At 72.6% G+C, this 22,655-nt stretch carries 24 protein-coding genes and 1 pseudogene; 14 read left to right on the top strand and 11 right to left on the bottom strand.

Annotated features, from left to right (window positions below; genetic code table 11):
* Nucleotides 1-162: 162 nt before the first annotated feature.
* Nucleotides 163-1,197 (top strand): NlpC/P60 family protein, encoded by a 1,035-nt coding sequence (locus ABZY33_RS06845; RefSeq protein ID WP_356490469.1) that lies wholly within the window; start codon nt 163-165, stop codon nt 1,195-1,197.
* Nucleotides 1,198-1,218: 21 nt separating this feature from the next.
* On the opposite strand, the gene ABZY33_RS06840 is transcribed toward ABZY33_RS06845, so the two are convergent.
* Nucleotides 1,219-2,079 carry a DUF72 domain-containing protein gene (locus ABZY33_RS06840; RefSeq protein WP_356490413.1) on the bottom strand — a complete coding sequence of 287 codons (861 nt, stop codon included), beginning with the start codon at nt 2,077-2,079 and terminating at the stop codon, nt 1,219-1,221.
* Between the two features lie 305 nt (nt 2,080-2,384).
* The gene (locus ABZY33_RS06835) at nt 2,385-2,798 is read right to left on the bottom strand and encodes a MerR family transcriptional regulator (protein WP_356490412.1); all 414 of its coding nucleotides are present in this window, start codon (nt 2,796-2,798) and stop codon (nt 2,385-2,387) included.
* A gap of 443 nt (nt 2,799-3,241) precedes the next feature.
* Here ABZY33_RS06835 and ABZY33_RS06830 point away from each other — a divergent pair, with 443 nt between their 5' ends.
* The gene (locus tag ABZY33_RS06830; protein WP_356490411.1) at nt 3,242-4,747 is read left to right on the top strand and encodes a SulP family inorganic anion transporter; all 1,506 of its coding nucleotides are present in this window, start codon (nt 3,242-3,244) and stop codon (nt 4,745-4,747) included.
* Nucleotides 4,748-4,804: 57 nt separating this feature from the next.
* Here the strand turns inward: ABZY33_RS06830 and ABZY33_RS06825 are convergent, their stop codons facing one another.
* The 3 genes from ABZY33_RS06825 to ABZY33_RS06815 form a co-directional block, all read right to left on the bottom strand.
* Nucleotides 4,805-5,245 (bottom strand): VOC family protein, encoded by a 441-nt coding sequence (locus ABZY33_RS06825; protein ID WP_356490410.1) that lies wholly within the window; start codon nt 5,243-5,245, stop codon nt 4,805-4,807.
* Between the two features lie 162 nt (nt 5,246-5,407).
* Entirely contained in the window at nt 5,408-5,917 is a 510-nt protein-coding gene (locus tag ABZY33_RS06820; RefSeq protein WP_356490409.1) for a GNAT family N-acetyltransferase, read from the bottom strand.
* Nucleotides 5,881-6,825: an NAD(P)H-dependent oxidoreductase gene (locus tag ABZY33_RS06815; RefSeq protein ID WP_356490408.1), complete on the bottom strand. Its 945-nt coding sequence runs from the start codon at nt 6,823-6,825 to the stop codon at nt 5,881-5,883. The genes ABZY33_RS06820 and ABZY33_RS06815 overlap by 37 nt, the downstream gene beginning before the upstream one ends.
* A gap of 276 nt (nt 6,826-7,101) precedes the next feature.
* Here ABZY33_RS06815 and ABZY33_RS06810 point away from each other — a divergent pair, with 276 nt between their 5' ends.
* The 3 genes from ABZY33_RS06810 to ABZY33_RS06800 all read left to right on the top strand — a co-directional run bounded on the left by ABZY33_RS06810 (nt 7,102) and on the right by ABZY33_RS06800 (nt 9,044).
* Complete coding sequence (locus ABZY33_RS06810) at nt 7,102-7,641, top strand: EF-hand domain-containing protein (RefSeq protein ID WP_356490407.1); 540 nt, start codon at nt 7,102-7,104, stop codon at nt 7,639-7,641.
* Between the two features lie 264 nt (nt 7,642-7,905).
* Complete coding sequence (locus ABZY33_RS06805; protein WP_356490406.1) at nt 7,906-8,196, top strand: hypothetical protein; 291 nt, start codon at nt 7,906-7,908, stop codon at nt 8,194-8,196.
* An 86-nt stretch (nt 8,197-8,282) separates the two neighbouring features.
* Nucleotides 8,283-9,044, top strand: coding sequence for a ZIP family zinc transporter (locus ABZY33_RS06800; protein WP_356490405.1), 762 nt, complete (start codon nt 8,283-8,285; stop codon nt 9,042-9,044).
* Between the two features lie 57 nt (nt 9,045-9,101).
* On the opposite strand, the gene ABZY33_RS06795 is transcribed toward ABZY33_RS06800, so the two are convergent.
* From ABZY33_RS06795 to ABZY33_RS06780, 4 genes are all read right to left on the bottom strand, one after another.
* Nucleotides 9,102-10,685, bottom strand: coding sequence for an oxidoreductase (locus tag ABZY33_RS06795; RefSeq protein WP_356490404.1), 1,584 nt, complete (start codon nt 10,683-10,685; stop codon nt 9,102-9,104).
* Between the two features lie 94 nt (nt 10,686-10,779).
* A complete protein-coding gene (locus tag ABZY33_RS06790) occupies nt 10,780-11,595 on the bottom strand; it encodes an SAM-dependent methyltransferase (protein WP_356490403.1) in 816 nt (271 codons plus the stop codon).
* An 86-nt stretch (nt 11,596-11,681) separates the two neighbouring features.
* Nucleotides 11,682-11,933: a DUF397 domain-containing protein gene (locus ABZY33_RS06785; RefSeq protein WP_356490402.1), complete on the bottom strand. Its 252-nt coding sequence runs from the start codon at nt 11,931-11,933 to the stop codon at nt 11,682-11,684.
* Nucleotides 11,930-12,796, bottom strand: a complete 867-nt coding sequence (locus ABZY33_RS06780; protein ID WP_356490401.1) for a helix-turn-helix transcriptional regulator — start codon at nt 12,794-12,796, stop codon at nt 11,930-11,932. Before ABZY33_RS06780 ends, ABZY33_RS06785 begins: the two co-directional genes overlap by 4 nt.
* A 322-nt stretch (nt 12,797-13,118) precedes the next feature.
* On the opposite strand from ABZY33_RS06780, the gene ABZY33_RS06775 reads away from it, so the two are divergent.
* The 9 genes from ABZY33_RS06775 (at nt 13,119) to ABZY33_RS06735 (ending at nt 21,729) form a co-directional block, all read left to right on the top strand.
* Nucleotides 13,119-13,571, top strand: coding sequence for an ATP-binding protein (locus tag ABZY33_RS06775; RefSeq protein ID WP_356490400.1), 453 nt, complete (start codon nt 13,119-13,121; stop codon nt 13,569-13,571).
* 79 nt (nt 13,572-13,650) lie between these two features.
* Nucleotides 13,651-14,031 carry a hypothetical protein gene (locus ABZY33_RS06770; protein WP_356490399.1) on the top strand — a complete coding sequence of 127 codons (381 nt, stop codon included), beginning with the start codon at nt 13,651-13,653 and terminating at the stop codon, nt 14,029-14,031.
* A 242-nt stretch (nt 14,032-14,273) separates the two neighbouring features.
* On the top strand, nt 14,274-15,155 hold the full coding sequence (locus tag ABZY33_RS06765) for an alpha/beta hydrolase (RefSeq protein ID WP_356490398.1): 882 nt from the start codon (nt 14,274-14,276) through the stop codon (nt 15,153-15,155).
* A 270-nt stretch (nt 15,156-15,425) separates the two neighbouring features.
* Nucleotides 15,426-16,652 carry an MFS transporter gene (locus tag ABZY33_RS06760; RefSeq protein ID WP_356490397.1) on the top strand — a complete coding sequence of 409 codons (1,227 nt, stop codon included), beginning with the start codon at nt 15,426-15,428 and terminating at the stop codon, nt 16,650-16,652.
* 317 nt (nt 16,653-16,969) lie between these two features.
* Nucleotides 16,970-18,631, top strand: a complete 1,662-nt coding sequence (locus tag ABZY33_RS06755) for a cation acetate symporter (protein ID WP_356490396.1) — start codon at nt 16,970-16,972, stop codon at nt 18,629-18,631.
* 416 nt (nt 18,632-19,047) lie between these two features.
* Nucleotides 19,048-19,614 carry an AAA family ATPase gene (locus ABZY33_RS06750; protein ID WP_356490395.1) on the top strand — a complete coding sequence of 189 codons (567 nt, stop codon included), beginning with the start codon at nt 19,048-19,050 and terminating at the stop codon, nt 19,612-19,614.
* Nucleotides 19,615-19,662: 48 nt separating this feature from the next.
* A complete protein-coding gene (locus ABZY33_RS06745; protein WP_356490394.1) occupies nt 19,663-20,394 on the top strand; it encodes a class I SAM-dependent methyltransferase in 732 nt (243 codons plus the stop codon).
* Between the two features lie 77 nt (nt 20,395-20,471).
* The gene (locus ABZY33_RS06740) at nt 20,472-21,425 is read left to right on the top strand and encodes an aminoglycoside phosphotransferase family protein (protein WP_356490393.1); all 954 of its coding nucleotides are present in this window, start codon (nt 20,472-20,474) and stop codon (nt 21,423-21,425) included.
* A gap of 172 nt (nt 21,426-21,597) precedes the next feature.
* Complete coding sequence (locus ABZY33_RS06735) at nt 21,598-21,729, top strand: alpha/beta hydrolase (RefSeq protein ID WP_356490392.1); 132 nt, start codon at nt 21,598-21,600, stop codon at nt 21,727-21,729.
* A gap of 54 nt (nt 21,730-21,783) precedes the next feature.
* On the opposite strand, the gene ABZY33_RS06730 is transcribed toward ABZY33_RS06735, so the two are convergent.
* Nucleotides 21,784-22,116, bottom strand: coding sequence for an NIPSNAP family protein (locus tag ABZY33_RS06730; RefSeq protein WP_356490391.1), 333 nt, complete (start codon nt 22,114-22,116; stop codon nt 21,784-21,786).
* Nucleotides 22,117-22,207: 91 nt separating this feature from the next.
* Nucleotides 22,208-22,573, bottom strand: a pseudogene (locus ABZY33_RS06725) (response regulator); the annotation flags it as partial.
* Between the last annotated feature and the right edge of the window lie 82 nt (nt 22,574-22,655).

Genomic DNA, 22,655 nt, shown 5'->3' with positions numbered 1-22,655 from the left:
TTGGTCGAGGTTTTTCACCTCAGGCTTTGAAATGGTCACAGGAAGGTCACTAGGGTCGGTTCTCAGACCTCCGTCCAAGATCACTCGCACGAGGCGAGTGACGGCGGAAGGGCACCGCCCATCTGGTGTTCCGTGGGCGGCAGGAAGAAGGAGCTCGCCTACGTGGCGTCCCACCGTCGACCCAGGCAACAGAACCGCACCCGCGTGACCGTCCTCACCGCGACCGCCACCGCCGCCGTGGCCCTCACCACCGCGCAGGCCGCCAGTGCGGCGCCGGGGCCCACGAAGAGCGAGGTCAAGGCGAAGGTCGCCAAACTCTACGAAGAGGCCGAGCGGGCCACCAACCAGTACGACGCGGCCAAGGAGAAGCAGAAGAAGCTCCAGAAGGAGATCGGCCGGATCCAGGACAAGGTCGCCCGCGAGCAGAGCGAACTCAACGAACTGCGCGCGGGTATCGGCGCGATGGCCAGCGAGCAGTACCGGTCCGGCGGCGTCGACGCCTCGGTCCAGCTCTTCCTCTCCGCCGACCCGGACGACTACCTCGACAAGGCGACGACCCTCGACTCGCTCTCCGCGCAGCAGTTGGAGTCGCTGCAGGCGGTCCAGGCGCACCAGCGCGAGCTGGCCCAGGAGCGCGCCGAGGCGTCGGAGAAGCTCGCCGACCTCGCCGACACCCGCACCGAGCTGGGCAAGAGGAAGACGCAGATCCAGGGCAAGCTCAGCGCGGCGCAGAAGCTGCTGAACACCCTGACCGCCGCCGAGCGCAAGGAGATCGCCGACACCGAGGACCGCGCCAGCCGTTCCTCCGCCGGCCGCGTCGACCTCGGCAACGAGGTGGCCGCCTCCTCCTTCGGCGCCGCCGCCCTGAACGCGGCCGCCACCCAGATAGGCAAGCCGTACCTCCGCGGTGGGACCGGGCCCAACTCCTACGACTGCTCGGGCCTCACGCAATGGGCGTACGGGCAGGCCGGGGTCCAGATATCGCGGGTCACCTACACACAGGTCAACGAGGGCCCTCGGGTGGGCATGAGCGCCCTCAAACCGGGCGACCTGGTCTTCTTCAACAACACCGAACATGTCGGTCTCTACGCCGGCAACGGCCAGGTACTGCACGCGCCCTACCCCGGGGCGTCGGTTCGCTACGAGTCGATGAGCACGATCGGCAGCTTCCAGTTCGGCGTCCGCGTCACGAGCTGATCGCACCTCTCCGGCCCGGGGTCACACGTGTTGCCGGGCCTCGCGCAGGAGCCGGTTCATGTGTGCGGCGGCCTGGACGGCGGCGTCCCCGCAGCAGTTGTTGAAGAGCACGTGCACGCGCTCGGCCCGCTCGGCGAGGTGCCGGACGCGGGTGAGCCAGCCGGACAGTTCGGACGCCGTGTACGCGTGCCGGAAGCGGTCCTCCTTGCTCCCTCGCCCCCAGGACGTGCTGCGTCCGTGGAACCGGACCACGGCGAGCCGGGGATCGGTGACGGGAGTGACCGGGGGCAGGGAGGACGGCAGCCCTTGTGCCATGTCGACGGCGACCGCGGCCATGCCGTACTCCGCGAGCAGGGCGGACGTCGCCTCGGCCTGCTCCGCGCGCCACCAGTCGGGGTGCCGGAACTCCACGGCGACCGGCCAGCCCGCCGTACGCCGCGCGGTCTGCTCCAGCACGTGTGCGCCGCGCGCCCCGGGCCGCAGCCACGGCGGGAACTGGAACAGCACGCAGCCCAGCCGGCCCGCGTCGCGCAGCGGCGTCACGGCCGCCGCGAACCGCGCCCACACCTCGTCGAGGACGGCCGGATCCTGCGTATCGGCGGGCAGCCCGTCCGGCATCACCGCCTGGCGCGTGGGATGCCCGGTCAGCAAGGAGAACGCCTTCACGTCGAAGGTGAAGCCGTCGGGGGTGCGCTCCACCCACATCCGGCTGACGCGTTCCTGCGGCAGCGCGTAGTACGACGCGTCGGCCTCGACGACCGGGAACCGCCCGGCGTAGTACCGCAAGCGCCCCTCGGCGTCCCGGTGCCCCGGCGGGTACCAGCCGCTGCGTACCAGTGCCGGGTCCGTCCACGAACAGGTGCCCACGAAGATGTCGCCCATGAAGATCCGGCTACCCAGGAGGCGCGGCCCTGTGCCTCCCTTTTCGGCGCTGTCCGATCCGGCGGCTCAACCGGCGTCCCCTCGCTGACCGTTGGACGCGGCGCGCGCCTGGCCGTCCGGCCTCGCCGGGCGCGTCGGCCGGGTCCGCCCCGGGCGGCATGAGCCGCGCGTGCGGGGGCACTCACGAGCCAAGCCGGGCCGGTGGAACCCCGCGGGGACCGGCCGGGCCCAGGCGCCCTGGGTTCGGCAGTGTGCCCGGGGCGCCGCGCCCTCCCTCCTGCGACCTGGCCCGCGGGCGGCCGGGCTCACTGCCGGGCGGCAGGGGCGGCCGGTGCCAGGCGGGACTCCAGGGTGGCGGCGAACTCCTCGGCGCGGGCGAGCTGGACGCGGAGGCGGGCGATCTGGTCGGCGGCCGTCCGCCGGTAGTCACGGACGCGCTCCAGCAGAGCGCCGCGTTCGCCGTCGTCGAGGGGCTCGCCCGCGTCGAGGCGGTCGGTGGCGTCGAGCAGATCGCGCATCTGGTCGAGGGTGAAGCCGAGCGGTTTCATCCGGCGGACGACCATGAGCCGGGCCACGTCGGTCTCGGTGTAGAGCCGGAAGCCGCCCTGCGAACGGGCCGAGGGGATGACGAGGCCGGTCTCCTCGTAGTGCCGGATGGTGCGCAGGGACAGTTCCGTGCGCGCGGCGACCTCACCGATCTGCATGTGCTTGTCGTCCACGCCTGTCCCGGCCCTTCTGCTGAGGGCGGGCCACGTCCCGTACGACCCGCCGGTCTCTACTGTAACGTTAGGGTAGAGTTGCCGACGGCGAGGCGGTGCCGCCCGTTCCGCCGCCGCCGCTCCGGGGCCGATGGCGCCCCCGGCGAAGCCCCGAGTCCCGCAGGAGAGATGCGTGCGCGAGCCCCTGACGCCGAGCGCCGCCGCCTGCCCGCCGTGACCTCGCGCCCGTAGTCCTTCGCCCCTGATCTTCCGCCCCATTACCTCGCGCCCGTGAGGTGGGCCGGCCGGTGCCGCACCGGTCCGCCACCGCCGCGCACCCCCGACGTCCCGGCCCGCGCCCACGGGCCGCCCGCGCGAGACCGGCCCGGTCTCCCGCGCCCTTCCCGCGCGCCCCGGCCACGGCCGACGAGGGGTGTGCCCGAGCACGACAGGTACGCGATCCCTTGTCCTCCACCGCAGTGACCCCGGCCGCGCGGCTGCGCGCGCTCCGGCCCGACTGGCTGAACGACCCGAAGGTCTGGCGCACCGAGGTCCTGGCCGGGCTCGTCGTCGCCCTGGCCCTGATCCCCGAGGCGATCTCGTTCTCGATCATCGCCGGCGTCGACCCGGCCATCGGTCTGTTCGCCTCCTTCACCATGGCCGTCACGATCTCCGTCGTCGGCGGCCGGCGGGCCATGATCTCGGCGGCCACCGGCGCCGTCGCCCTCGTCACCGCGCCGATGAACCGGGAACACGGACTGGGCTTCCTGGTCGCCACCGTCATCCTGGCCGGTGTCTTCCAAGTGATCCTCGGCGCGGCCGGCGTGGCCAGGCTCATGCGGTTCGTGCCCCGCTCGGTGATGACGGGCTTCGTCAACGCCCTCGCCATCATGATCTTCATGGCCCAGGTGCCGGAGATGCACGACGTGCCGTGGGCGGTCTACCCGCTGATCGTCGCCGGCCTCGCGCTGATGGTCTTCTTCCCGAAGGTCACCCGGGTGGTCCCGGCGCCGCTGGTCTCCATCGTCATCCTTACCGTGATCACGGTGGCCGCCGGCATCGCGGTGCCCACGGTCGGCGACAAGGGCGCCCTGCCGTCCTCCCTGCCCGTGCCGGGCCTGCCGGACGTGCCGTTCACGCTCGACACCCTGACCACCATCGCCCCCTACGCCCTGGCGATGGCGCTGGTGGGCCTGATGGAGTCCCTGATGACCGCCAAACTGGTCGACGACATCACCGACACGCACTCCTCCAAGACGCGCGAGTCCATCGGCCAGGGCATCGCCAACATCGTCACCGGGTTCTTCGGCGGTATGGGCGGCTGCGCCATGATCGGCCAGACGATGATCAACGTGAAGGTGTCCGGAGCCCGTACCCGCCTCTCCACCTTCCTGGCGGGTTCGTTCCTGATGGTGCTCTGCATCGCCTTCGGCCCGGTCGTCTCCGACATCCCCATGGCCGCCCTGGTCGCGGTCATGGTCATGGTCGCCTTCGGCACCTTCGACTGGCACTCCATCGCACCCAGGACGCTGCGGCGGCTGCCCGTCGGGGAGATCGCCGTCATGGTCGTCACGGTGATCGTGGTGGTCGCCACCTCCAACCTGGCCATCGGCGTCGTCGTCGGCACGGTCACCGCGACGGTCGTCTTCGCCCGGCGCGTCGCCCACCTCGCGCGCGTCACGGCCGTCACCGACCCCGACGGGACCACGGTCGTGTACTCCGTGACCGGCGAGCTCTTCTTCGCCTCCTCGAACGACCTCGTGGACCAGTTCGACTACGCCGGTGACCCGAACAAGGTCGTCATCGACCTCTCGGCGGCCCACGTCTGGGACGCCTCCTCCGTCGCGGCCCTGGACGCCATCGAGACGAAGTACGCGCAACGGGGCAAGACGGTGGAGATCATCGGCCTGAACGACCCCAGCGCCGACCTCCACGGCCGGCTCTCCGGCGAACTGTCCGGAAGCCACTGATGCCGGGCCCCGCGCCCGTCCGGCGGTACGTGCGGGCGGGGGTCGTCGCCGCTTTGCTCAGTGGAGTTCCTGGGCCAGCCCGACGATGATGCCTTCCGGGCCGCGGACGTAGCAGAGCAGGTAGCTCTCCTCGAACTGGGCGATCTCGCCGAGGAGTTCGGCGCCGTGGGGCCGCAGGCGGGCCACGGTGTCCTTGAGGTCGTCGACCGCGAACATGACGCGGTGCGTGCCCAGGATGTTGTGCGGCCGGTCGCGCGGCTCGTCGGCGGTCGCGGCGGGGCTGCGGTACTTCGCCAGTTCGAGCCGGCTGTGGCCGTCCGGGGTCCGGACCATCGCGATGTCGCAGGAGACGCCGTCGAGCCCCGTGCACCGGTCGGCGACGATCCCCTCGACCCGCGTCCGGCCCTCCAGCTCCAGACCGAGCTCCTCGAAGAACGCGACAGCGGCCTCCAAGTCCTCGACGACGATGCCGACGTTGTCCATCCGCTGAACCGCCATGATGGTCCCTCTCTTCTTCGTCGCGCAGCCGGTGATGGCCGCTGATGACCCTGGGACGGAGCCGGTGGCACGATCTCGACATCAGCCCCGCGGAATCTCCGAAAATATCCGGAGCGCGCCGGCGCATCGCCGCGACGGGGCCGTGCCGGGGCCTGTCGGGGGTCAGCCGGGGGACCGCTCAGGTCCGCTCTGCGGGCGGTACTCCAGGAGCACGCTCTCCGCGTCGCCGGACACCCGCCGGAAGCCCGCCTTCTGCCAGGCACGGACAGCGCGGACGTTGGCCGCCGCCGGATCGACCGTCACACGCCGCCATCCCAGCGCGGTGCACACATGTCGCACGAGGGCACGGGCCGCGTCCGGCCCGAGGCCCCGGCCCCGCGCGCCGGGGACCAGCACCATGTCGAGCCCGCCCGCGGTGGCGTCCGCGTGCCAGTACTGCGCATAACCGACCGGCGTCTCCGTCTCCTGAGCGACGATCAGGAACGATCCGACCCCGGGCCGACGGCGCCCCACATACTTGGCGGCCACGTCCGCACGCGACAGCCGGACGCCGCCCCAGTGCTCCACGAACCCGGGATCGGCGAACCAGCCGGCCAGCAGCTCCAGGTCGGCCTCGCCGGTCGCTTCCAGGCGTGTCAGGCGCCCGCGGATGACGGCGGGTTTCGGTTCCATCGGCTTCCTCTCGCCTCGGCGGCGCCTTTGTGCGGCCCGGCCGCCGCTCGTACGCCGCCATCTTCTACGCCGGTGGCCGGTCCTGGCGGAGCGGGGCGGTCGTGCTGCCGCGCCACTGACCGAGCGTGGTCCTGCGGGCCGGTCAGGTGGACCGTGAGTCCGGTGCGGCCGGGAGCGAGGCCGGGGCGCAGGACGAGTTCCCGGTCGTAGTCGCCGGACCGTTCGTGGCGGAAGGGCACCGGCCGGGCGTCCGGCAGGGCGCGGATCCGTTCCTTCAGGGCCGCGGCCGTGCGGGCGTACTCCTCCGGCGTCGTGCGATCCGCCCCGTACGTGACGAACGGCGCGAGCGGCGCCATGCCGGTGTACCAGAACGTGCCGTGCAGCAGCGGGAACAGTACGTCGTCGATGTGGCCGTGCAGGCCGCGAGGACCGAAGCCGGACGCGCGGGCGCCGACGGAGGTGACGATCCAGGCGCGCTTTCCGGCCAGGCCGCCGTCCCCGTACCTGCGGGTCCGCCCCGCGTCGTCCTTCACGCCGAAGCCCAGCCCCTGGGTCAGGACCCGGTCGATCCAGCCCTTGAGGATGGCGGGCGGACCGAACCACCACAGCGGGAAGTGGAACACCACGACGTCCGCCCAGGCGAGCTTGGCCTGCTCGGCGCGGATGTCCGCACGCAACGTGCCTTCTTTGTAGGCGTGTTCCTGCTCCGCGCCCACGAACAGCCGGTCGCTGCCGTCGGCGCCCTCGGGGAAGTCGTCGGCGTCGACGACCGCCTTCCACTTCATCGCGTACAGATCGGAGACGACATGTTCGTGGCCCTCCGCATCGAGGCAGCACAGCGCCTCGCGCATCAGGGAACCGTTCAGGGAGCGCTGGTCGGGGTGGGCGAAGATCCAGAGAATGTTCATACCTCCGACCCTGCCCTCGGACCGACCGCGCCGACACTGGCCAGATAGCCACAGCCTGAAGGGATCTGGCCAGCCCACTGGGACCGGCAGCGACTGTGCCGCGGGGCCTCATTTCTTGCCTTGGCCCGCGGTAAACGTGTCCGCGGGGTGAGGGGTCGCGCGCATGTGCGCGTGGGGCCGGGGGAGGGTTCCGCCCTAGAGTGACGAGACGCTCGCCGTCGCCCCTGGCGGTGCCGGGCGGTTCGTGATCGGCGGCTGGGTCGAGGGAGGCTGCTCGTGGCCAATGCTTTTCAGGAGCGCAAGCTCAGGGGGATGTTCACCGCGATCGACGCGGACGGCGACGGCTATCTGCGCGAGGACGATTTCCGGGCGCTCGTCGCCCGCTGGCGGCGGCTGTCGGCGGCGGGGCCCGGGACCGAACTCGGGGCGCGGGTCGAGACGTTGCTGATGGGCTGGTGGGCCGCACTGCTGGAGGTGGGCGACGCCAACGGCGACGGCGGCGTCGACATGAGCGAACTGCTCGCGCTCGTGGACAAGTTGCCCACCATGGTCGCCAGCGTCACGGCGACCGCCGACACCGTCTTCGAGGCCGTGGACGCCAACGGCGACGGGCGCATCAGCGCCGACGAGCACCGGCGTCTCGTGGAGACCTGGAACGGACGGCCCGCCGACGTGGCCGGCGTCTTCGAACTGCTCGACCTGAACGGGGACGGACACCTCAGCCGCGAGGAGTTCGCCACCCTGTGGCGGCAGTTCTGGATCAGCGCCGATCCGGCGGCGCCCGGCAATGTGCTGTGCGGCAGGCTGCCGGCCTGACCGGAGCGGACGGGCCGAGGTCGAGGCGGGCCGGCCGTTGTCTGCTCCGGCTTCGGCACCGGCCCGCCCTCGCCCCGTCTCTGTGACGAAGATGTGAGGATAAAGGAATCACTGCGCAAAGCCGGGGCACACGTCACCTTAGGTGAAGAACGAGGCACCCTGTGTGTGCCGATGGCGTCGAGCCGGGTGACGAGAGCCCGGGGGGCCGCGGCCCCAGGGTGCGGTTGGGGGTATGACGTGCGAGGCAACTGGGGACGTCGACGGGTGCAGAGGGCGGCTCTCGCCCATGCCGCCCACCGCGAGGCGCAGGTACGGACAGCGGCGGACATCGCGATCTCTCGCGCCTGGCGCCGGACACCCAAGGGGCCTGCGCCTGCGCCGTCGTCCCGCGAACCGGTCCTCGTCGCCGACGTGATCTTCGTGGCCTGGGAGCACTTCCGTATCGAGGCGAGCAGGGACGAGGCGGCCGCCGTGCTGCGCCAGCGGTTCCAACTCCGGGCGGGTGCCATGGGGCTGGCCACGGACGCGTTCGACGAGAGCCCCTGCCAGCACTGAACCGGTCCCGCATCAGCCCAGGAACTTGAGGAAACCTTGCCGCGGACCGCAGGTGGGCCCGCTGGTGCTGCGGGTACGGGAGCGGCATGAGCGACGTGGTGCAAGCGGGGTTGTGGGGACTGGTGGCCGGTGCCGCGCTGCTGGTGGGCGCCGGCCTGGGGTACGGGCTGCGGGTGCCGCAGAAGGTGATCGCCACGGTGATGGCGTTCGGCGCGGGGGTGCTGTTGTCGGCGGTCTCGTTCGAACTGGTCGACGAGGCGTACCGGGAGGGCGGGTTGGGTCCGGCGGCGATCGGCACGCTCGGCGGCGCGGGCGCCTACACGCTGGGCAATGTGTGGCTGGCGCGGCGCGGGGCCCGGCACCGCAAGCGGTCGGGGAGCAAGCCCGGGCGCGCGCAGCCGACCGAAGGGGAACAGGGCGGCTCGGGTCTCGCGCTGGCGCTGGGGGCCCTGCTCGACGGCATCCCGGAGTCGGCGGTGATCGGGGTGAGCCTGCTGGACGGCGGGGCGGTGAGCCTGGTGACGGTTGCCGCCGTGTTCATCAGCAACGTGCCCGAGGGGCTGTCCAGTTCGGCGGGGATGAAGCAGGCCGGGCGCGGCCGGGGGTACGTCTTCGGCGTGTGGACCGCCATCGCCGCCGCCAGCACCGTCTCCGCCGTTCTCGGTTACACGGTGATCGGCGCGTTCTCCCCGGCGGTCATCGCGGCCGTCACGGCGGTCGCGGCGGGCGCCATCCTGGCCATGGTGGCCGACACGATGATCCCGGAGGCCTTCGAGGAGGCCCACCTCGCGATAGGGCTGGTGACGGTGAGCGGCTTCCTGGTCTCCTTCGCGCTCTCCCACGCGTGAGGTGCGGCCGCCGCGCGACGGGTGCGCCACCGAGCGCGGCACCGGCCCGGGTGCGCGTCACTGGCGGCTGAGCGCGCGCGTGATGCCGGTGGCGGCCGTGGTGGCCAGGATCCATCCCGCGGCGGTCAGCGCATAGGCGAGCCACTGGCCGGGGCCGCGCGCGGCGAAGGCGGTCTCCTGGCCGAAGGCGGCGAGCGGGACGAGCAGGTCCAGGGTGTAGAACACGGCGTTGAAGGGCGGGGCTTTGCCCGCCTCCAGCGCCGGTGGCCGGTGCGTCTGGAAGAAGAGCGAACCCGCGGCGAGGAGCGCCATCAGCCACAGACCCGCCCGCAGGGGCCGGTATCCGTAACCGACGGTCAGGTCCTGCACGTACCCCCAGAGGCGGGCGGGCGGCGGGAGCAGCGAGCGGCGCCGGCGCTGCTTGGCGAGGAGCACGGTCCGTGCTTCGTCCTCGTGCCCCATCCGCCGGTAGACGGCGGCGAGTTGTTCGTAGGGCTGGGGAAGGTAACCGGCGGCGCTGCGCCGCAGCCAGCCGAGCCGCCGGGCGGCCGGCAGCGGGGTGGCGAGGGCGTCATAGCTGGTCTCCGCCAGGCGGAGGTCGGCGGGCCAGGTGGCGGCGGTGTCGTAGACGGTGCCCAGCTGGGCACCGGAGGCGTCGACGGTCCCGCCGACCGGCGTCCGGGTGCGCAGATCGGTCTCCCGGGCCTGGACCAGGCGCAGGGAGAGCGCGGTGGCCCCGGGCCGGTCGAGCGCGGCGTCCCGGAAGCTGAGCTGTGTGCCGATACGGGCGCCGTCGAGCAGGACGCCACCGGTGACGGTCAGGCCCTGGCCGAGGTCGACATTGCGGGCGACGCCGATGTCGACGGCTTCGAGCGCGATGTCGTCGCCGTTGTCCAGGCGGGCGCCGCAGAAGCCGACCGCCGCGCCGACGGTGGCGCCGGAGAGAATGATCCGGCCCTCGGCCGTGAAGCCCGGGTGGAAGGTGAAGTCCTCGGTGATCTGGGCGTGGTAGGCGTCCAGGGCGTGGCCGCCCGGGTTGCGCAGCGAGGCACCCTCCAGGTCGAACTCGCCCGCGACGACGGCACCCGTCACCCGGAAGGTGCCCCGCACGGCGAGGTTCGTGCACAGCACGTCGCCGCCCACGCCGAGGCGGGCGGCGGAGACGGCCTCCGTCCCGGGCGCGGTGACCACGGTGTCACGCAGGTCCCAGGTGCTGTGGATCTGCGCCCGGTCGAGGACGAGGGGCCCGCTCAGCCGGGAGCGCGACAGATCCAGCCGGCCGCCGATCTCGGCCGAACCGGCGTCGAGACCGGGCAGGGCGCAGCCCGTGAGGGCGAGATCGCGCACCCGGGCGCCGTGCAGCAAGGGCACGGCGTCGAAGCGGCAGCCGTCCAGGACGATCGGGACCGTGAGGTCGCTGAAGCGCAGGTCGAGGGAGCCCGTGACGGTGCAGCCGGTCAGGTGCAGCGCCGGACGGTCACCCGGACCGGGCTCGGGGCCGGCCCCGAGCAGCAGGGCCGCGAGAACCTCGGCGCGTACGGTGGCCTGCGCCGACGCGGCGTCGCTGACGTCGACGCGCGCGCCGCGGGCGAAGCAGCGCCACAACAGGCGTTCGGCGGGCAGCAGTTCGTCGAGGCGCATGATCACCGATCATCGCGGTGCGGGACCGCCCGGACAAGCCCCGACGCGGGCTCGCGGAGCGCCCCGCGGCCCGTCGTGCCCGGCGCGGCGGCGTTCAGCGCTTGATGCCGACGCCCGCCAGCAGGCTGATCTCGGCGTCCGCGATGTCCTCGGCGTCGGCGGGGTCGGCGGGGCGCCAGCGGTGACAGCAGCAGATGCCGGGCTCTATCAGGTCGAGCCCGTCGAAGAACCGGCGCACGTCGCCGTGCGAGCGGAACTGCACCGGAGTCCCGGACCCGGTGTAGGCCTTCGCGACGTTGTTCCAGGTCTCGGGGTCGAAGTCGGGCGTGCAGTGGTTCATCGCCAGGGCGCTGCCCGCCGGGAGCGGTTCGAGCAGCCGCCGCACGATCGCGTACGGGTCGTGCGGGTCGGTGACGAAGTGCATCAGCGCGTTCAGGGACAGGGCGATGGGCTGGTCGAAGTCGAGGATCTCGGAGTCCTGCACCGCGGTCATCAGCGCGTCGGGGTCGGTGACATCGGCCTCGATGTAGGCCGTGCGGCCCTGCGTCGTGCTGCGCATCAAACGCTCGGCGCACTTGAGCACCAGGGGGTCGTTGTCGGCGTACACGACACGGGCGTCGACCGCGACGGACTGGGCGACCTGGTGCAGGTTGGGCTCGGTCGGGATGCCCGTGCCGATGTCGAGCCACTGGCGGATGCCGTGCTCCTGGGCCAGCACGCGGGTGGCGCGGTGCATGAACGCCCGGTTCTCCCGTGCGGTCAGCGGGAGGCCGGGGTGGGCCTTGGCGGCGACCAGGGCCGCCTCCTTGTCGATCTCGAAGTGGTCCTTGCCTCCGAGGAAGTAGTCGTACATCCGGGCCGAGTGCGCCTTGCTCGTGTCGAGGTCCCGGCCGGCCTGCCTGGTGGTCATGTCTGCCCTTTCGTGCGTGCGTCTGCCGGCCCGCGGGCCGGGGTCGGAGCCGGGCGTCCGGTCCTGCCCGGACGCCCGTCGCCGGTTCATCCGGTGGTCAGGTGGTCCGCCAGGCCCTCCTTGACGCCGCGCAGGAACGCGGCGATCTCCTCGCGTGCGTAGATCAGTGCCGGTCCGGCGGGATCGGTCGACTGCCGCAGGGCCACGCGGCCGTCGGCGAGCTTCTTCGTCTCGACGCACTGCCCGCCGTTCGGCCCGCTCCAGGGGCGCTCCCACCCCTGGTCCCCCAGGTCGCGGGCGGGCATCCCGTTGTAGACGCCCTCGTCGGTGACCGTCACGAGTACTCCTTGCGCATACGTTTCAGAAGTGCCCTGCTGTCCTCGGACGACGTCATCAGCGCCATCCGGGAATGAGCCTCGAGGTGGGCCACGACGTCCGCGCGCTGGTCCAGATAGACGGACGCGGACAGCAGTTCGCTGTAAACGATGTCGGGCAACTCGGGTTCCTCGAACCTGAAGTACGTGAACGGGGCGCACGCCCCGATGTGCGCGCCCGCGGAGAAGGGCACGATGTCGACGCTGATGTGCGCCAATTCGGTCACCTCGAGAAGGTGGTCGATCTGGTCCCGCATCACCTCGGCGCTGCCCACCTGCCGGTGCAGGACGGCTTCCTCCATGACCACCCACAGCGTCGGGGCGTCCTCGCGCCGCAGGAGGTTCTGCCGGTGCAGACGCAGCTCCACGCGGCGGGTGAGCTCCTCCTCGCTGCCGTGCGGCAGTCCGCCGCGCAGTACGGCGCGGGCGTAGGCCGGGGTCTGGAGGAGGCCGGTTATGTACTGGGGTTCGTAGGTGCGCAGGGTCTTGGCACCGGTCTCCAGGCTGACATAGGCGGTGAACCAGCTCGGGACGGCGTCGCGGTAGGAATGCCACCAGCCCGGCTGGTTGGCCTGCTCGGCCAGGTCGACGAACTCGTCGATCTCCCGGCGGTCCGCGCCGTAGGTCTCCAGGAGCTTCTCCACATAGAGAGGCTTGAGGGCGACCTCGGCCTTTTCCAGCGGTCGGATCGTGAGGGTCTTCACGCGCAGGGCTCTGGCCGCGTCCTCCAGCGAGGCACCGGCGCCGAGCCGCATGTCCTGCAGCCGACGGCCGAGGATCATGCGCAGAACCGTCGGCGCACTGGTGCCGGACCGGGCTTCGCTCACGCCCTACCTCCCCTGAGGGTTTCTCAACAGCGCCATTCTGACAGTGACTTGAAGACGACGCCAGAGTGATACCCACGTGCTGAAATTATCAGAGAGTCGGTTGCAGCGTGCGGTGATCACGCGCATAGTTCGGCATATGCGCGGTCACGTCGCAGCCCTGACGCACCGTCCGGCCTCCGCCGGACGCGACCCGCTGACGCCGTCGTCGGCACCCTGCCCCGGGGCGCCGGACCGGCTTCGCACCCCGTACCGCCCGCGCTCCGCCCCCGCCCCGACCCCCACCCCGCGCCTGCTCCGCGCCAGGCCCTGGAAGGCGACCCCCGTGACTCTGTCCCCGCCCTCGACCCCGGCTCCCGCCTCAGCCGAGACCGCGCCGCGTCGGGAGTGCTGGTTCGGCCTGCCGGCCGTGCGCGCCAGCGCGAGATCCGCCCGCGACACGGTCCGCGACCGGCTCCGCGCCTGGCAGGTGCCCGGCGACACCTGCTGCGACGCGGTGCTGCTGGTCTCCGAGCTGACCACGAACGCGGTGCTGCACACCGGCAGCGAACGGGTCCTGTGCGGCCTCACGCTGACCGGCGGCGAGCAGCGGCTGCGGATCGAGCTGCACGACGACGGCCGCGCCCTGGTCCCGCCGCCCGAGCGGCACGCCGCCCCTTTCGCGGAGGGCGGGCGCGGCCTGGTCCTCATCCAGCAGCTCGCCGACCGGTGGGGCTCCGCACGTTCTACGCGGGTCGACGGCAAGGTCGTCTGGGCCGAGTTGACGACCTGTCCCTGACCACCGGCGCCCGGCCCGGCCCCGCGCACCCCCTTCACGCGGCGAGGACCGCTCCTCGATCCCCCCAGAGAAGGCAGCCATGACTCCCCACGGCGAAACCCCGTCCCCCGTCGTGCTGTACGTGTGCGCCGACCGGACCCCGGGCGCACACGGGAGCGCCACGCAGTGCGCGCGGGCGGAGGGCCACGCCTTCGCCCGGGAGCAGGGGCTGACGATCGCCGAGGTCGTCACGGACACGTACGGCGAGCCCGACCCGGCCCGGCGCAGCGGGTGGCGGCGCGTACGCCAGCTCGTCCAGACCGGCCACGTCGCCGCGGTGCTCGTCCGCTGGCCCAGCGCGATAGCCCCGGAGTCGGCGCACGATCTCCGCCACCGCGAGACGGCCTGGCTCCGCCACCGGGGCGTCCGCGTCCGCTACACCTGGGCGCCTCTGTCGTCACGGGGCGACGAAGCGGGGTGACTGCGGCTCGCGGGTACGGGAGGGGCGTGCCGGGGGCGCCGGTCGGCCACCGCCCGTGCGCACCTCTCGTCCGGCGATACGCTCGCTCGGCAAGGTGATCCGTACGACGGGGACCGGGAGCCTGGACGGACGACCAGGCCGAGCCGGAGACGGTGTGCTGCTTTCCGGCCTCGGTGTCGCGCTCCACCCAGCAGGTACGCGCGACGTGACGTCGCGAAGGTTCCGAGCCCGGGGGGGTTCAGGTGTTCGAAGGATTCGAGACAGCGCAGATCGATGTCGGAGAGGCGTCGGCCTTCGTCCGGTACGGGGGCGACGGGCCGCCCGTGGTGCTCCTGCACGGCCACCCCCGCACCTCGGCGACGTGGCACCGCGTCGCTCCGCTGCTCGTGCGGGCCGGCCACACCGTGATCTGCCCGGACCTGAGGGGGTACGGGCGCTCCCGGGGACCGGCCTTCACCGCGGACCATGCGGGCTACTCCAAGCGCGCCGTCGCCGCGGACGTGGTGGCCGTGGCGCGCCACCTCGGGCACGACCGGTTCGCGCTGGTGGGGCACGACCGCGGCGGCGCCGTGGCGCTGCGTCTGACGCTCGACCGTCCGGAGACGGTCACGCGGGTGGTGTTCGCCGACGCGCTGCCCGTGACGGAGCATCTGTCGCGGATCACCGCCGAGTTCGCCACGCAGTGGTGGCACTGGTTCTTCTTCGCTCAGCCGGACATCCCCGAGCGGGTCATCAACGCCGACCCCGACAGCTGGTACCACGGCGACCCGGAGGTGATGGGCGCGGAGAACTACGAGGAGTGGCGGCGGGCGACCCGCGACCCCGACGTGGTCCGGGCGATGCTGGAGGACTACCGCGCCGGTCTCACCGTCGACCGCCGGCACGAGGAGGCCGACCGCGCCGCCGGGACGCGGATCACCTGCCCGACGCTGGCTCTGTGGTCGCTCAAGGACGACCTGGAGGACCTCTACGGCGACCCCCGGGAGATCTGGCGGCGCTGGGCCGACGATGTCCGGGGCCACGGGATCGATGCCGGTCACCACGTGGCGGAACTCGCACCCGAGGAACTGGCGTCGGCCGTCAGCGGCTTCCTCCAGGACCGGCCGGGCGACCAGGCGACGTAGCGCGCGGAAGCGTCGCGCGCGCCGGCCGGGAGCCACCGGCGGCCGTGCACCGTCGACCCCGCGTGCGTCGGCTCGTACCGCGCGACAGCGGTGACCGCCCGGATCCGACGGCGCGGCGGACGCCGGCCGGCGACGTCCGCTCTCCGGGCAATGCCCCCCAGGCAATGCTCTCCGGGAGCGCAAGGGTGACGTCGGCAACCTGCCAGCACCCGGCCCCCACGCCCTGTTGGACTGACTCCGCAACGGAGCTCTCCTCACAGGACGGAACCCATGGTCTCGACAACCACTGCCGCGGACGCCGGCGGAACCGGCACCCCACCCCGCGCGGCCCGGGGCGGATGGCCGGCCGTGATCGCGGTGACGCTGGGCATCTTCTGCATCGTCACGAGCGAGATCATGCCGATCGGGCTGCTCACCTCGATCGGATCGAGCTTCACCGTCTCCGACGGGACGGCCGGGCTCATGATGACCATGCCGGGGCTCCTCGCGGCGATCGCGGCACCGGTCATGACGGTGGCCACGGCGCGTGTCGACCGCCGGCGCATGCTGGGGGTGTTCCTGCTCCTGCTGGCGCTCGCCGACTTCCTCGCCGCCGCCGCGCCGGCGTACTGGCTGGTGCTCGTCTCCCGCGTCGCCGTCGGCATCGTGATCGGCGGCTTCTGGTCGATCGGCGCTGCCCTGGCGGAACGGCTGGTCCCCCCGGCGTCGGCCGGACGGGCCACCGCCGTCATCTTCTCCGCCGTCCCGCTGGGCTCCGTGCTGGGCGTCCCGGCGGGCACCTTCATCGGCGAACTCGCGGGCTGGCGCGTGACGTTCGTCGTCATCGGCGGCCTGACGGCGGTCGCGCTGGCCCTGCTGTGGCTGGTGCTCCCACCGCTCCCGCCCGTCCGGGCCACGCGGCTGCGTGTGCTGCGGGACATGGTGCGCGGCACGCACACCCGCTTCGCTCTCCTGCTGACGTTCCTCGTCGTGCTGGCCCATTTCGGGGCCTACACCTATGTGACCCCGTTCCTGGAGCGCGTCACCCACGCGAGCGCCGGTTCGGTCACCGTGTTCCTGCTGGTCTTCGGCGCGGCGGGGGTCGTCGGCAACTTCGCCGGCGGCGCCGCCGTCACGCGTGGGCCGCGGGCCGCTCTCGGCGTCGCCGCCGGGTCGATCGCCGTGGCCACGCTCCTGCTCCCGGTCCTGGGGGGCCGCGAGACCGGCGCCGTGGCGCTGCTGATCGTGTGGGGCGCCGCGTACGGGGCGGTGCCCGTCGCGTCCCAGACCTGGTTCGCCAAGGCGGCCCCGCACACACCGGAGGCGGCCACCGTGCTGTTCACCGCGTCGTTCCAGGCGACGCTCTCCCTCGGCGCGCTGCTCGGCGGCGTGACGGTGGACCGCACCTCACCGACCACCGTGATGACACTCGGCGGCACCACAGCGGCTCTCGCGATCATGGTGGTGTGGGCACACTTCCTGCGCCGACAGCCGTGGCCGGAGCCGAACCGGGTGTGAGCAGGGCGCGTTCCTGAGCTGCGTGGCGGCCCCGCACCGCGGAATGCGAACCCTCACCCCCGAGACCGTCCGACGGCTCTGTGCGCGTCCGACCGCCACCGGACGGCCGCCGCCCGCACCCCGCTCGGCCCGTCCGTTGTGACCCGGCACAACACCGTTCCGTCCCTGCTGTGCGGACGCCGCCGAAACCGCCGTGTCCGCTGTACGCACCGCCGGGCGGCTGGTGGCATGCCCGGCATGTCTTTCGTGACGTCTTCACCTGCGGCCCCGGGCGCCCGCACAGGCCGCGGGCCGATCGGCGTGCCGGAGCAGCGCCCGTGAGCGGCGGCGACGGGCAGTCGCTCGCCGTCGTGGTCTTCCTCGGATTCGTCGCCGTGTCGTTGCTGCTGTGCGGGCTCGCGGCGGCCGACGTGGACGACGCCGAGCACTTCTACGCGGGCGGCAGCGCCGCGTTCGGCCCCGTCGGCGGCGGACTGGCCATCGCCGGTGACTACATCTCCGCGGCCACCCTGCTGAGCACCACGGGAGCCGTCGCCCTCGACGGCGCCGACGGCATGCTCTTCGCCGGCGCCACCGTGCTCTCGCTCTACCTCGTCATGCGTATTGCGGGTGAACCGCTGCGCGGCGCGGGGGTGTTCACCCTGGGTGACCTCCTCGCCCAGCGACTGGGCGATCCGTCCGTGCGCCGGGCGCTCGGCATCGCGAGCCTGGTCGTCCTCACACCACTGCTCCTCGTGCAACTCACCACGACCGGACGCATCATGGTCGCCATGTTCGACCTCGGTGAGGGCGCCCTCATCGGGTGCACGATCACCGGCGGGGCCCTCATGATCTGCTATGCCGCGTTCGGGGGGATGCGGGGCGTCGGCTACGTACAGATCCTGAAGGTCGGGGTGGCCCTCGTCGCCCTGCTGATCCTGGCCGGCATCATCCTCGCCCGGTACGGATGGTCGCCCCTGGCCCTCTTCGACGCCGCCCGCCACCGGTCAGGAGCCGGCGGCGGCTACGCCCGTCCGGGCCTGCACTTCGGCCCCTCCCTGGCCGGCCGCCTCGACTTGATCGGTTTCCAGGCCACCCTGGTGGTCGGGGCCGCCTGCCTGCCGCACCTCACCATGCGCCTGCACCCGCTCCGCGACGCCCGGACCGCCCGGCGGGCCGTCGGGTGGGCGGTGGGGCCCGTCGCGCTGGTCTGCGCCGGTGTGGTGGTGGCCGGGCTCGGGGCCTGCGCCCTGATCGGCCGGGACGCGATACGGGCCGCGGACCCCGGGGGAGCGACCGCCCTGCTCATGGTGACGGGGGCGCTGGACCCCGTCGCCGGCGGCGCGCGGCACAGCATGCTCTTCTCGATCGTCGCGTGCGCCGTCTTCGCGACGACTCTCGCCGCGGTGGCGGGCATCACGCTGGCCGCCGCCTCCAGCATCGTCCGCGACCTCAGGGCCCGGGCCGTGCCGTGCGCCGCAGGCCGGTCGGCGGCCGGGGAGATCCGCCGGGCGCGGGTGGGCATCGTGCTGGTGGGCGTCGTCACCGTCGCGGCGGCGGCCGTCCTCGCGGACCGCGGCCGCCTGACGATGATCTCGCTGTCGTTCACCGTCGCGGCCTCGGTGCTCGCACCGATCCTGCTGTACACGCTCTTCCTGCCGGGACACTCGGCCACCGGGGTGCGGTGCACGGTCTACGGGACCCTGCCGCTCATCGTCGTGCTGATGGGCGGCTCCCCGGCCGTCACGGGTTCGCCCGTCGCCGTCTTCCCCGGCCACGACCTCCACTGGTTCCCGCTCCAGACACCCGGCCTGATCACCATCCCCGCCGGGTTCCTGCTCGGACTCGTCGGCCGGACCCGCGCGGGGGCGACGCGCCGGCATGCCGGGCAGGGCTCGGCGAAGCGGACCGTGCCCGCTGTGCCGCTACGCCCGCGGAGGCGTGATCCCGTGGGCCGCACGCAGGCGGGCAGTTCGGAGAACGGGCCCGAGAGGCACTGAGGGCGCCGGACCACGACCGACGCGGCCGCCCGGGTTGCCGGAACGGGCTCGCGCTGCCATTGCACTGCGCAAGTGTGGGGTGGCCGGGGCGTTGTACCGGGCGCGCATCCGGCGAGCTGGTACGGCTGACCCGCCGCGGAGCGGCAAGCGTACGCCGAGACGCTGAACAAGTTCCCCCGGGGACACGGGCGTTGAGGACCGTTCCGCGGCGTGCGATCCGCTGCCCCGGGTCACGTGACCGAGACGGCGAAGACCGGGGCGCGGTGCAGGCGCGGACGGGACGGGGTAGACCTGTGGCATGCCCAGGAACGCTGCTCCGGCCGAGCGCAGGCACGACGTGGATGCGGTGCGCCGCGCGGTGCCGACGGCATCCCGGGTGCCGGCCGGCCGGGGCGACGTCAGGCCGGCGGGCTGACGTGGCGCGGACGGGCGTCGGCCAGGACCGGACCCGCCTGGTGGTCGTGCGCGGCAACTCGGCATCCGGCAAGTCCTCGGTCGCCGCCGGCCTGCGCGCACGCTTCGGCCGGGGCATCGCGCTGGTCGCCCAGGACAACCTGCGCCGCACCGTCCTGCGCGAGCGGGACCTGCCCGGCGGCAAGAACATCGGGTTGATCGACACCGTCGCCCGCTACGCCCTCGACGCCGGCTATCACGTGGTCGTGGAGGGAATCATGTACGCGGACCGCTACGGCGACATGCTGCTCGGGCTGGTCGCCGACCACCGCGGCGTCTCCCGCTGCTACTACCTCGACGTCCCCTACGCGCAGACACTGGAACGGCACGCCTCGAAGCCGGACCCGGAACTGCTCGCCCAGGTCACTCAGGAGCACCTGCGGAGCTGGTACCGCGAACGCGACGTGCTGCCGGGCGCGCTGGAGACGGTGATCGGCGCGGACAGTTCGCTGGAGGACACGGTGTCCCGCGTCATGCGGGACACCGGCCTGGACCGACTGCCGCCTGCGAGTGAGCAGTTGGCGACCTGACCTACCGGGCGGCACGGGCCGTCGGCGGCGCGCGTGGATACTGGGGCGGTGTTCTCCGACGCCGATGCCGCCGCCCTGTACGACGTGTTGAATCCGTGGGACCCCGAGCGGTGGCCCGGTGACCGCTTCTACGACGGGCTGGTGGCCGGGGCGCACTCGGTCCTCGACGCCGGCTGCGGGACCGGGTCCATGTTGCGTCGCGCGCGCGAAGGCGGGCACGCCGGACGCCTGACCGGAATCGAGCCGAACCGTGCCGCGCTGGCGCGTGCCCGCCGGCGCGCCGACATCGAGTGGGTCGAGGGCACCGCGGCGGACGCCGGGTGGAAGTCCGAGTTCGACCTCGTGACGATGGTCAGCCACGCGTTCCAATGCCTCGTCACCGACGCCGAGTTGCGTCGTTCGCTCGCGGCGATCCATGCCGCGCTGCGCGACGGCGGCCGCTTCGCCTTCGAGACCCGCCACCCGCAGGCGCGGGCCTGGGAGGAGTGGCGTCCCGCGAACGCGACCGACGTCACCGACGCGTCCGGCCGTACCCTGCGCGTGTGGCACGAGACCGAGTCCGTCGCCGGCGACGTGGTCACGTTCTCCGAGACGATCGCCGAGCCCGACGGCACCGTGCTGCGCGTCGACCGCACGCGTCTGCGCTTCCTCGGCGCCGCCGCACTCGACGCGTTCCTGGCCGAGGCGGGCTTCGCGGTCGAGGCGCGCTACGGGGACTGGGAGCGCGGCCCCGTCACGCGTACGAGCCGGGAGATCGTCACCCTCGCCCGCCGAGCGTAGCCCCGCCCGCCTCCGGAGCCACGCACCGGTGCGAAAAGCTGTTGCCCGGGCCGGAGTTCAGGTGATGGGGTGGTGCGGTGAGTGACCACGATGTTGCCGCGGCCCTGCGGCCGCGCACCCTGGAATGGGCCGGCCGGTATCTGGAGACCGGGGAGCGGATCGTCAGAGCCGAGACGCTGCACGGCGGCATCACGGCCGAAGTGCGCCGGCTGACCATCAGTACGCGGGACGGAGGCAGCCGTGACCTGGTGCTGCGGACCTTCGTCGACGCGGAGCACGCCGAGGAGGGGTTGCTCAGAGAGGCCGAGACCCTGACGCTGCTCACCAAGACCCGTGTGCCGGCCCCGGAACTGGTGGCGGTGGACCCGAGCGCAGCACACTGCGAGTACCCGTCGCTCCTCATGACACATCTCGCGGGCCGCCCCCTCCTCGACGACGCGGGAGTGGCGGCGCGCATCCCGCTGCTGGCGCGTCACCTCGTGGCGATCCACGACGTGCGCCCCGCCCGGCGTCCCGCCAGATACGTGACGTGGACGACCGCCGACACGGTCGTGACGCCGAGAGGCGCGGATCCGGCCACCTGGGCGGCGGCCGTCGATCTGATCCGCGCCCCCGACCCCGCCTGTCAAGGGCGCTTCCTGCACCGGGACTTCCACCCCGGCAACGTACTGTTCGACGGTGCGCAGGCAGGCTCGCAGCCCCTCCGCCTCACCGGTGTCGTCGACTGGGTGGGGGCCAGCTGGGGGCCCGCGGACCTCGATGTGGCGCACTGCTGCACCAACTTGGCGCTGCTGCACGGCCCGGCCTGGGGTCTGCGGTTCGCGCGGGCCTACGAGGAAGCGGGCGGGGAACTGGCCGCGGCCGCGGACGAGCGGCGGTACTGGCTGGTGCGGGACGCGCTGGCGTTCTCCGAGGACGTACGGCTGGTGGTGCCGGCGTGGCGCAAGGCGGGGCGGCCGGAGCTGACCGCAGAGGGCGTGGAGGAGCGGTTGGCCGCTTACGTTGCCGCACTACTGGAGGCGCGGGGCTGAGCCGAATCGGTCACGCAGCACAGCGCACAGCCCTATCGGATCGGTTACGCCGTGAAGAACGCGCTCAGTGCGCGGGCGATGGGCCCGGGCGCGTTCTCCGTCGGGATGTGGTCCGCACCCGGTACGCGCACGAGCGTGGCATGCGGCATCTCGGCGGTGAACCGCTCGGCGTATGGTGGCCGGCACCGACGACCCCTACTGCACTCCTGAGACGGCCGCCGAATTCGCCGCCGCGTGGACGGCGCAGTGGCACCTGGTGGAGGAGGGCGGACACCTCAACTCCGCCAGTGACCTCTGCGATTGACCCGGGGGCCGTGACCTCCTGCACGCGCTGCTTCGGACCTGACCCCGCCGCACCTCATGGCCCCTGCGACGCCTCTGGCGGCCCCGGCAGCATCGGACGCATGAAGGTGCGCTCGTAGCGCAGCACGCACCCGCTCTCGTCCCGGATGGCGTCGGCCGCCACGAAATCGGGGTCGGTGCCGAAGAGGGACCGGTACTCCTCGTACGCGGCGAGGCTGGGGAAGCTGAACAGGGCGAGTGCCTTGTCGCTTGCGCCCTCCCCGGGCAGGAAGTACCCATGGTGCCGGCCACCGTGCCGGTCCACCAGCTCCATCCACCGCCGCCCGAAGGCTTCGAAGGCCTCGATCCGCGCCGGATCGATCACGTACTCGACCACGCAAGTAATCACGGCCCGAGCGTACGGGGGCGAGGCGCGGGCCGTGCGCGGGACCGAGCGGCACATGGTGCGGAGCCGGCCGCCCTCAGCGGAGGGTACGCATCAGGTAACTGACCTTGATGCGCAGGGCGTACGGGTCGATCGGCTTGGTCAGGACGTCGGCGACCCCGGCCCGCAGGGCGTCGGCGGCGAGTTGGGCGTCGAGCCGTATGCCGGTGACCAGCAGGACGGGGATGTGGCGGGTCTGTTCGAGACGGTACAGATAGCGGGCCACGTCCAGACCGCTCACGACCGGCATGCGGACATCCATGACCAGCAGGCCGATCCCGCCCTTGAGTACGGCCTTCAGGGCTTGCGTACCGTCGGCCGCGCGGACGAGGGGATGCCCGAGCGGGCCCAGGGCGCCTTCGAGGGCGGCGAGCGTGTCCTCGTGATCGTCGACCAGCAGGATCACCGGCTTCTGCGCCATGCGCGGGCCTCACCCTCGTGCGTCGTAGCTCCCTGCGATGTTCCAGAGTAGGAGCACTTCGGCCGCCCAACTGCCGTGCGCT

Source organism: Streptomyces sp. NPDC006552, assembly GCF_040611655.1.
Taxonomy (GTDB): domain Bacteria; phylum Actinomycetota; class Actinomycetes; order Streptomycetales; family Streptomycetaceae; genus Streptomyces.
Note: the sequence above shows the minus strand (reverse complement) of the source record. Positions and strands in the feature narration are given on the sequence as shown.

Coding starts and splice junctions, on each gene's coding strand:
- ABZY33_RS06840 (WP_356490413.1), bottom strand. CDS start 2,079: ATGGGCGACATCTTCGTGGGCACCTGTTCGTGGACGGACCCGGCACTG.
- ABZY33_RS06825 (WP_356490410.1), bottom strand. CDS start 5,245: ATGGCGGTTCAGCGGATGGACAACGTCGGCATCGTCGTCGAGGACTTG.
- ABZY33_RS06820 (WP_356490409.1), bottom strand. CDS start 5,917: ATGGAACCGAAACCCGCCGTCATCCGCGGGCGCCTGACACGCCTGGAA.
- ABZY33_RS06815 (WP_356490408.1), bottom strand. CDS start 6,825: ATGAACATTCTCTGGATCTTCGCCCACCCCGACCAGCGCTCCCTGAAC.
- ABZY33_RS06800 (WP_356490405.1), top strand. CDS start 8,283: ATGAGCGACGTGGTGCAAGCGGGGTTGTGGGGACTGGTGGCCGGTGCC.
- ABZY33_RS06795 (WP_356490404.1), bottom strand. CDS start 10,685: ATGCGCCTCGACGAACTGCTGCCCGCCGAACGCCTGTTGTGGCGCTGC.
- ABZY33_RS06790 (WP_356490403.1), bottom strand. CDS start 11,595: ATGACCACCAGGCAGGCCGGCCGGGACCTCGACACGAGCAAGGCGCAC.
- ABZY33_RS06770 (WP_356490399.1), top strand. CDS start 13,651: ATGACTCCCCACGGCGAAACCCCGTCCCCCGTCGTGCTGTACGTGTGC.
- ABZY33_RS06760 (WP_356490397.1), top strand. CDS start 15,426: ATGGTCTCGACAACCACTGCCGCGGACGCCGGCGGAACCGGCACCCCA.
- ABZY33_RS06735 (WP_356490392.1), top strand. CDS start 21,598: ATGGTGGCCGGCACCGACGACCCCTACTGCACTCCTGAGACGGCCGCC.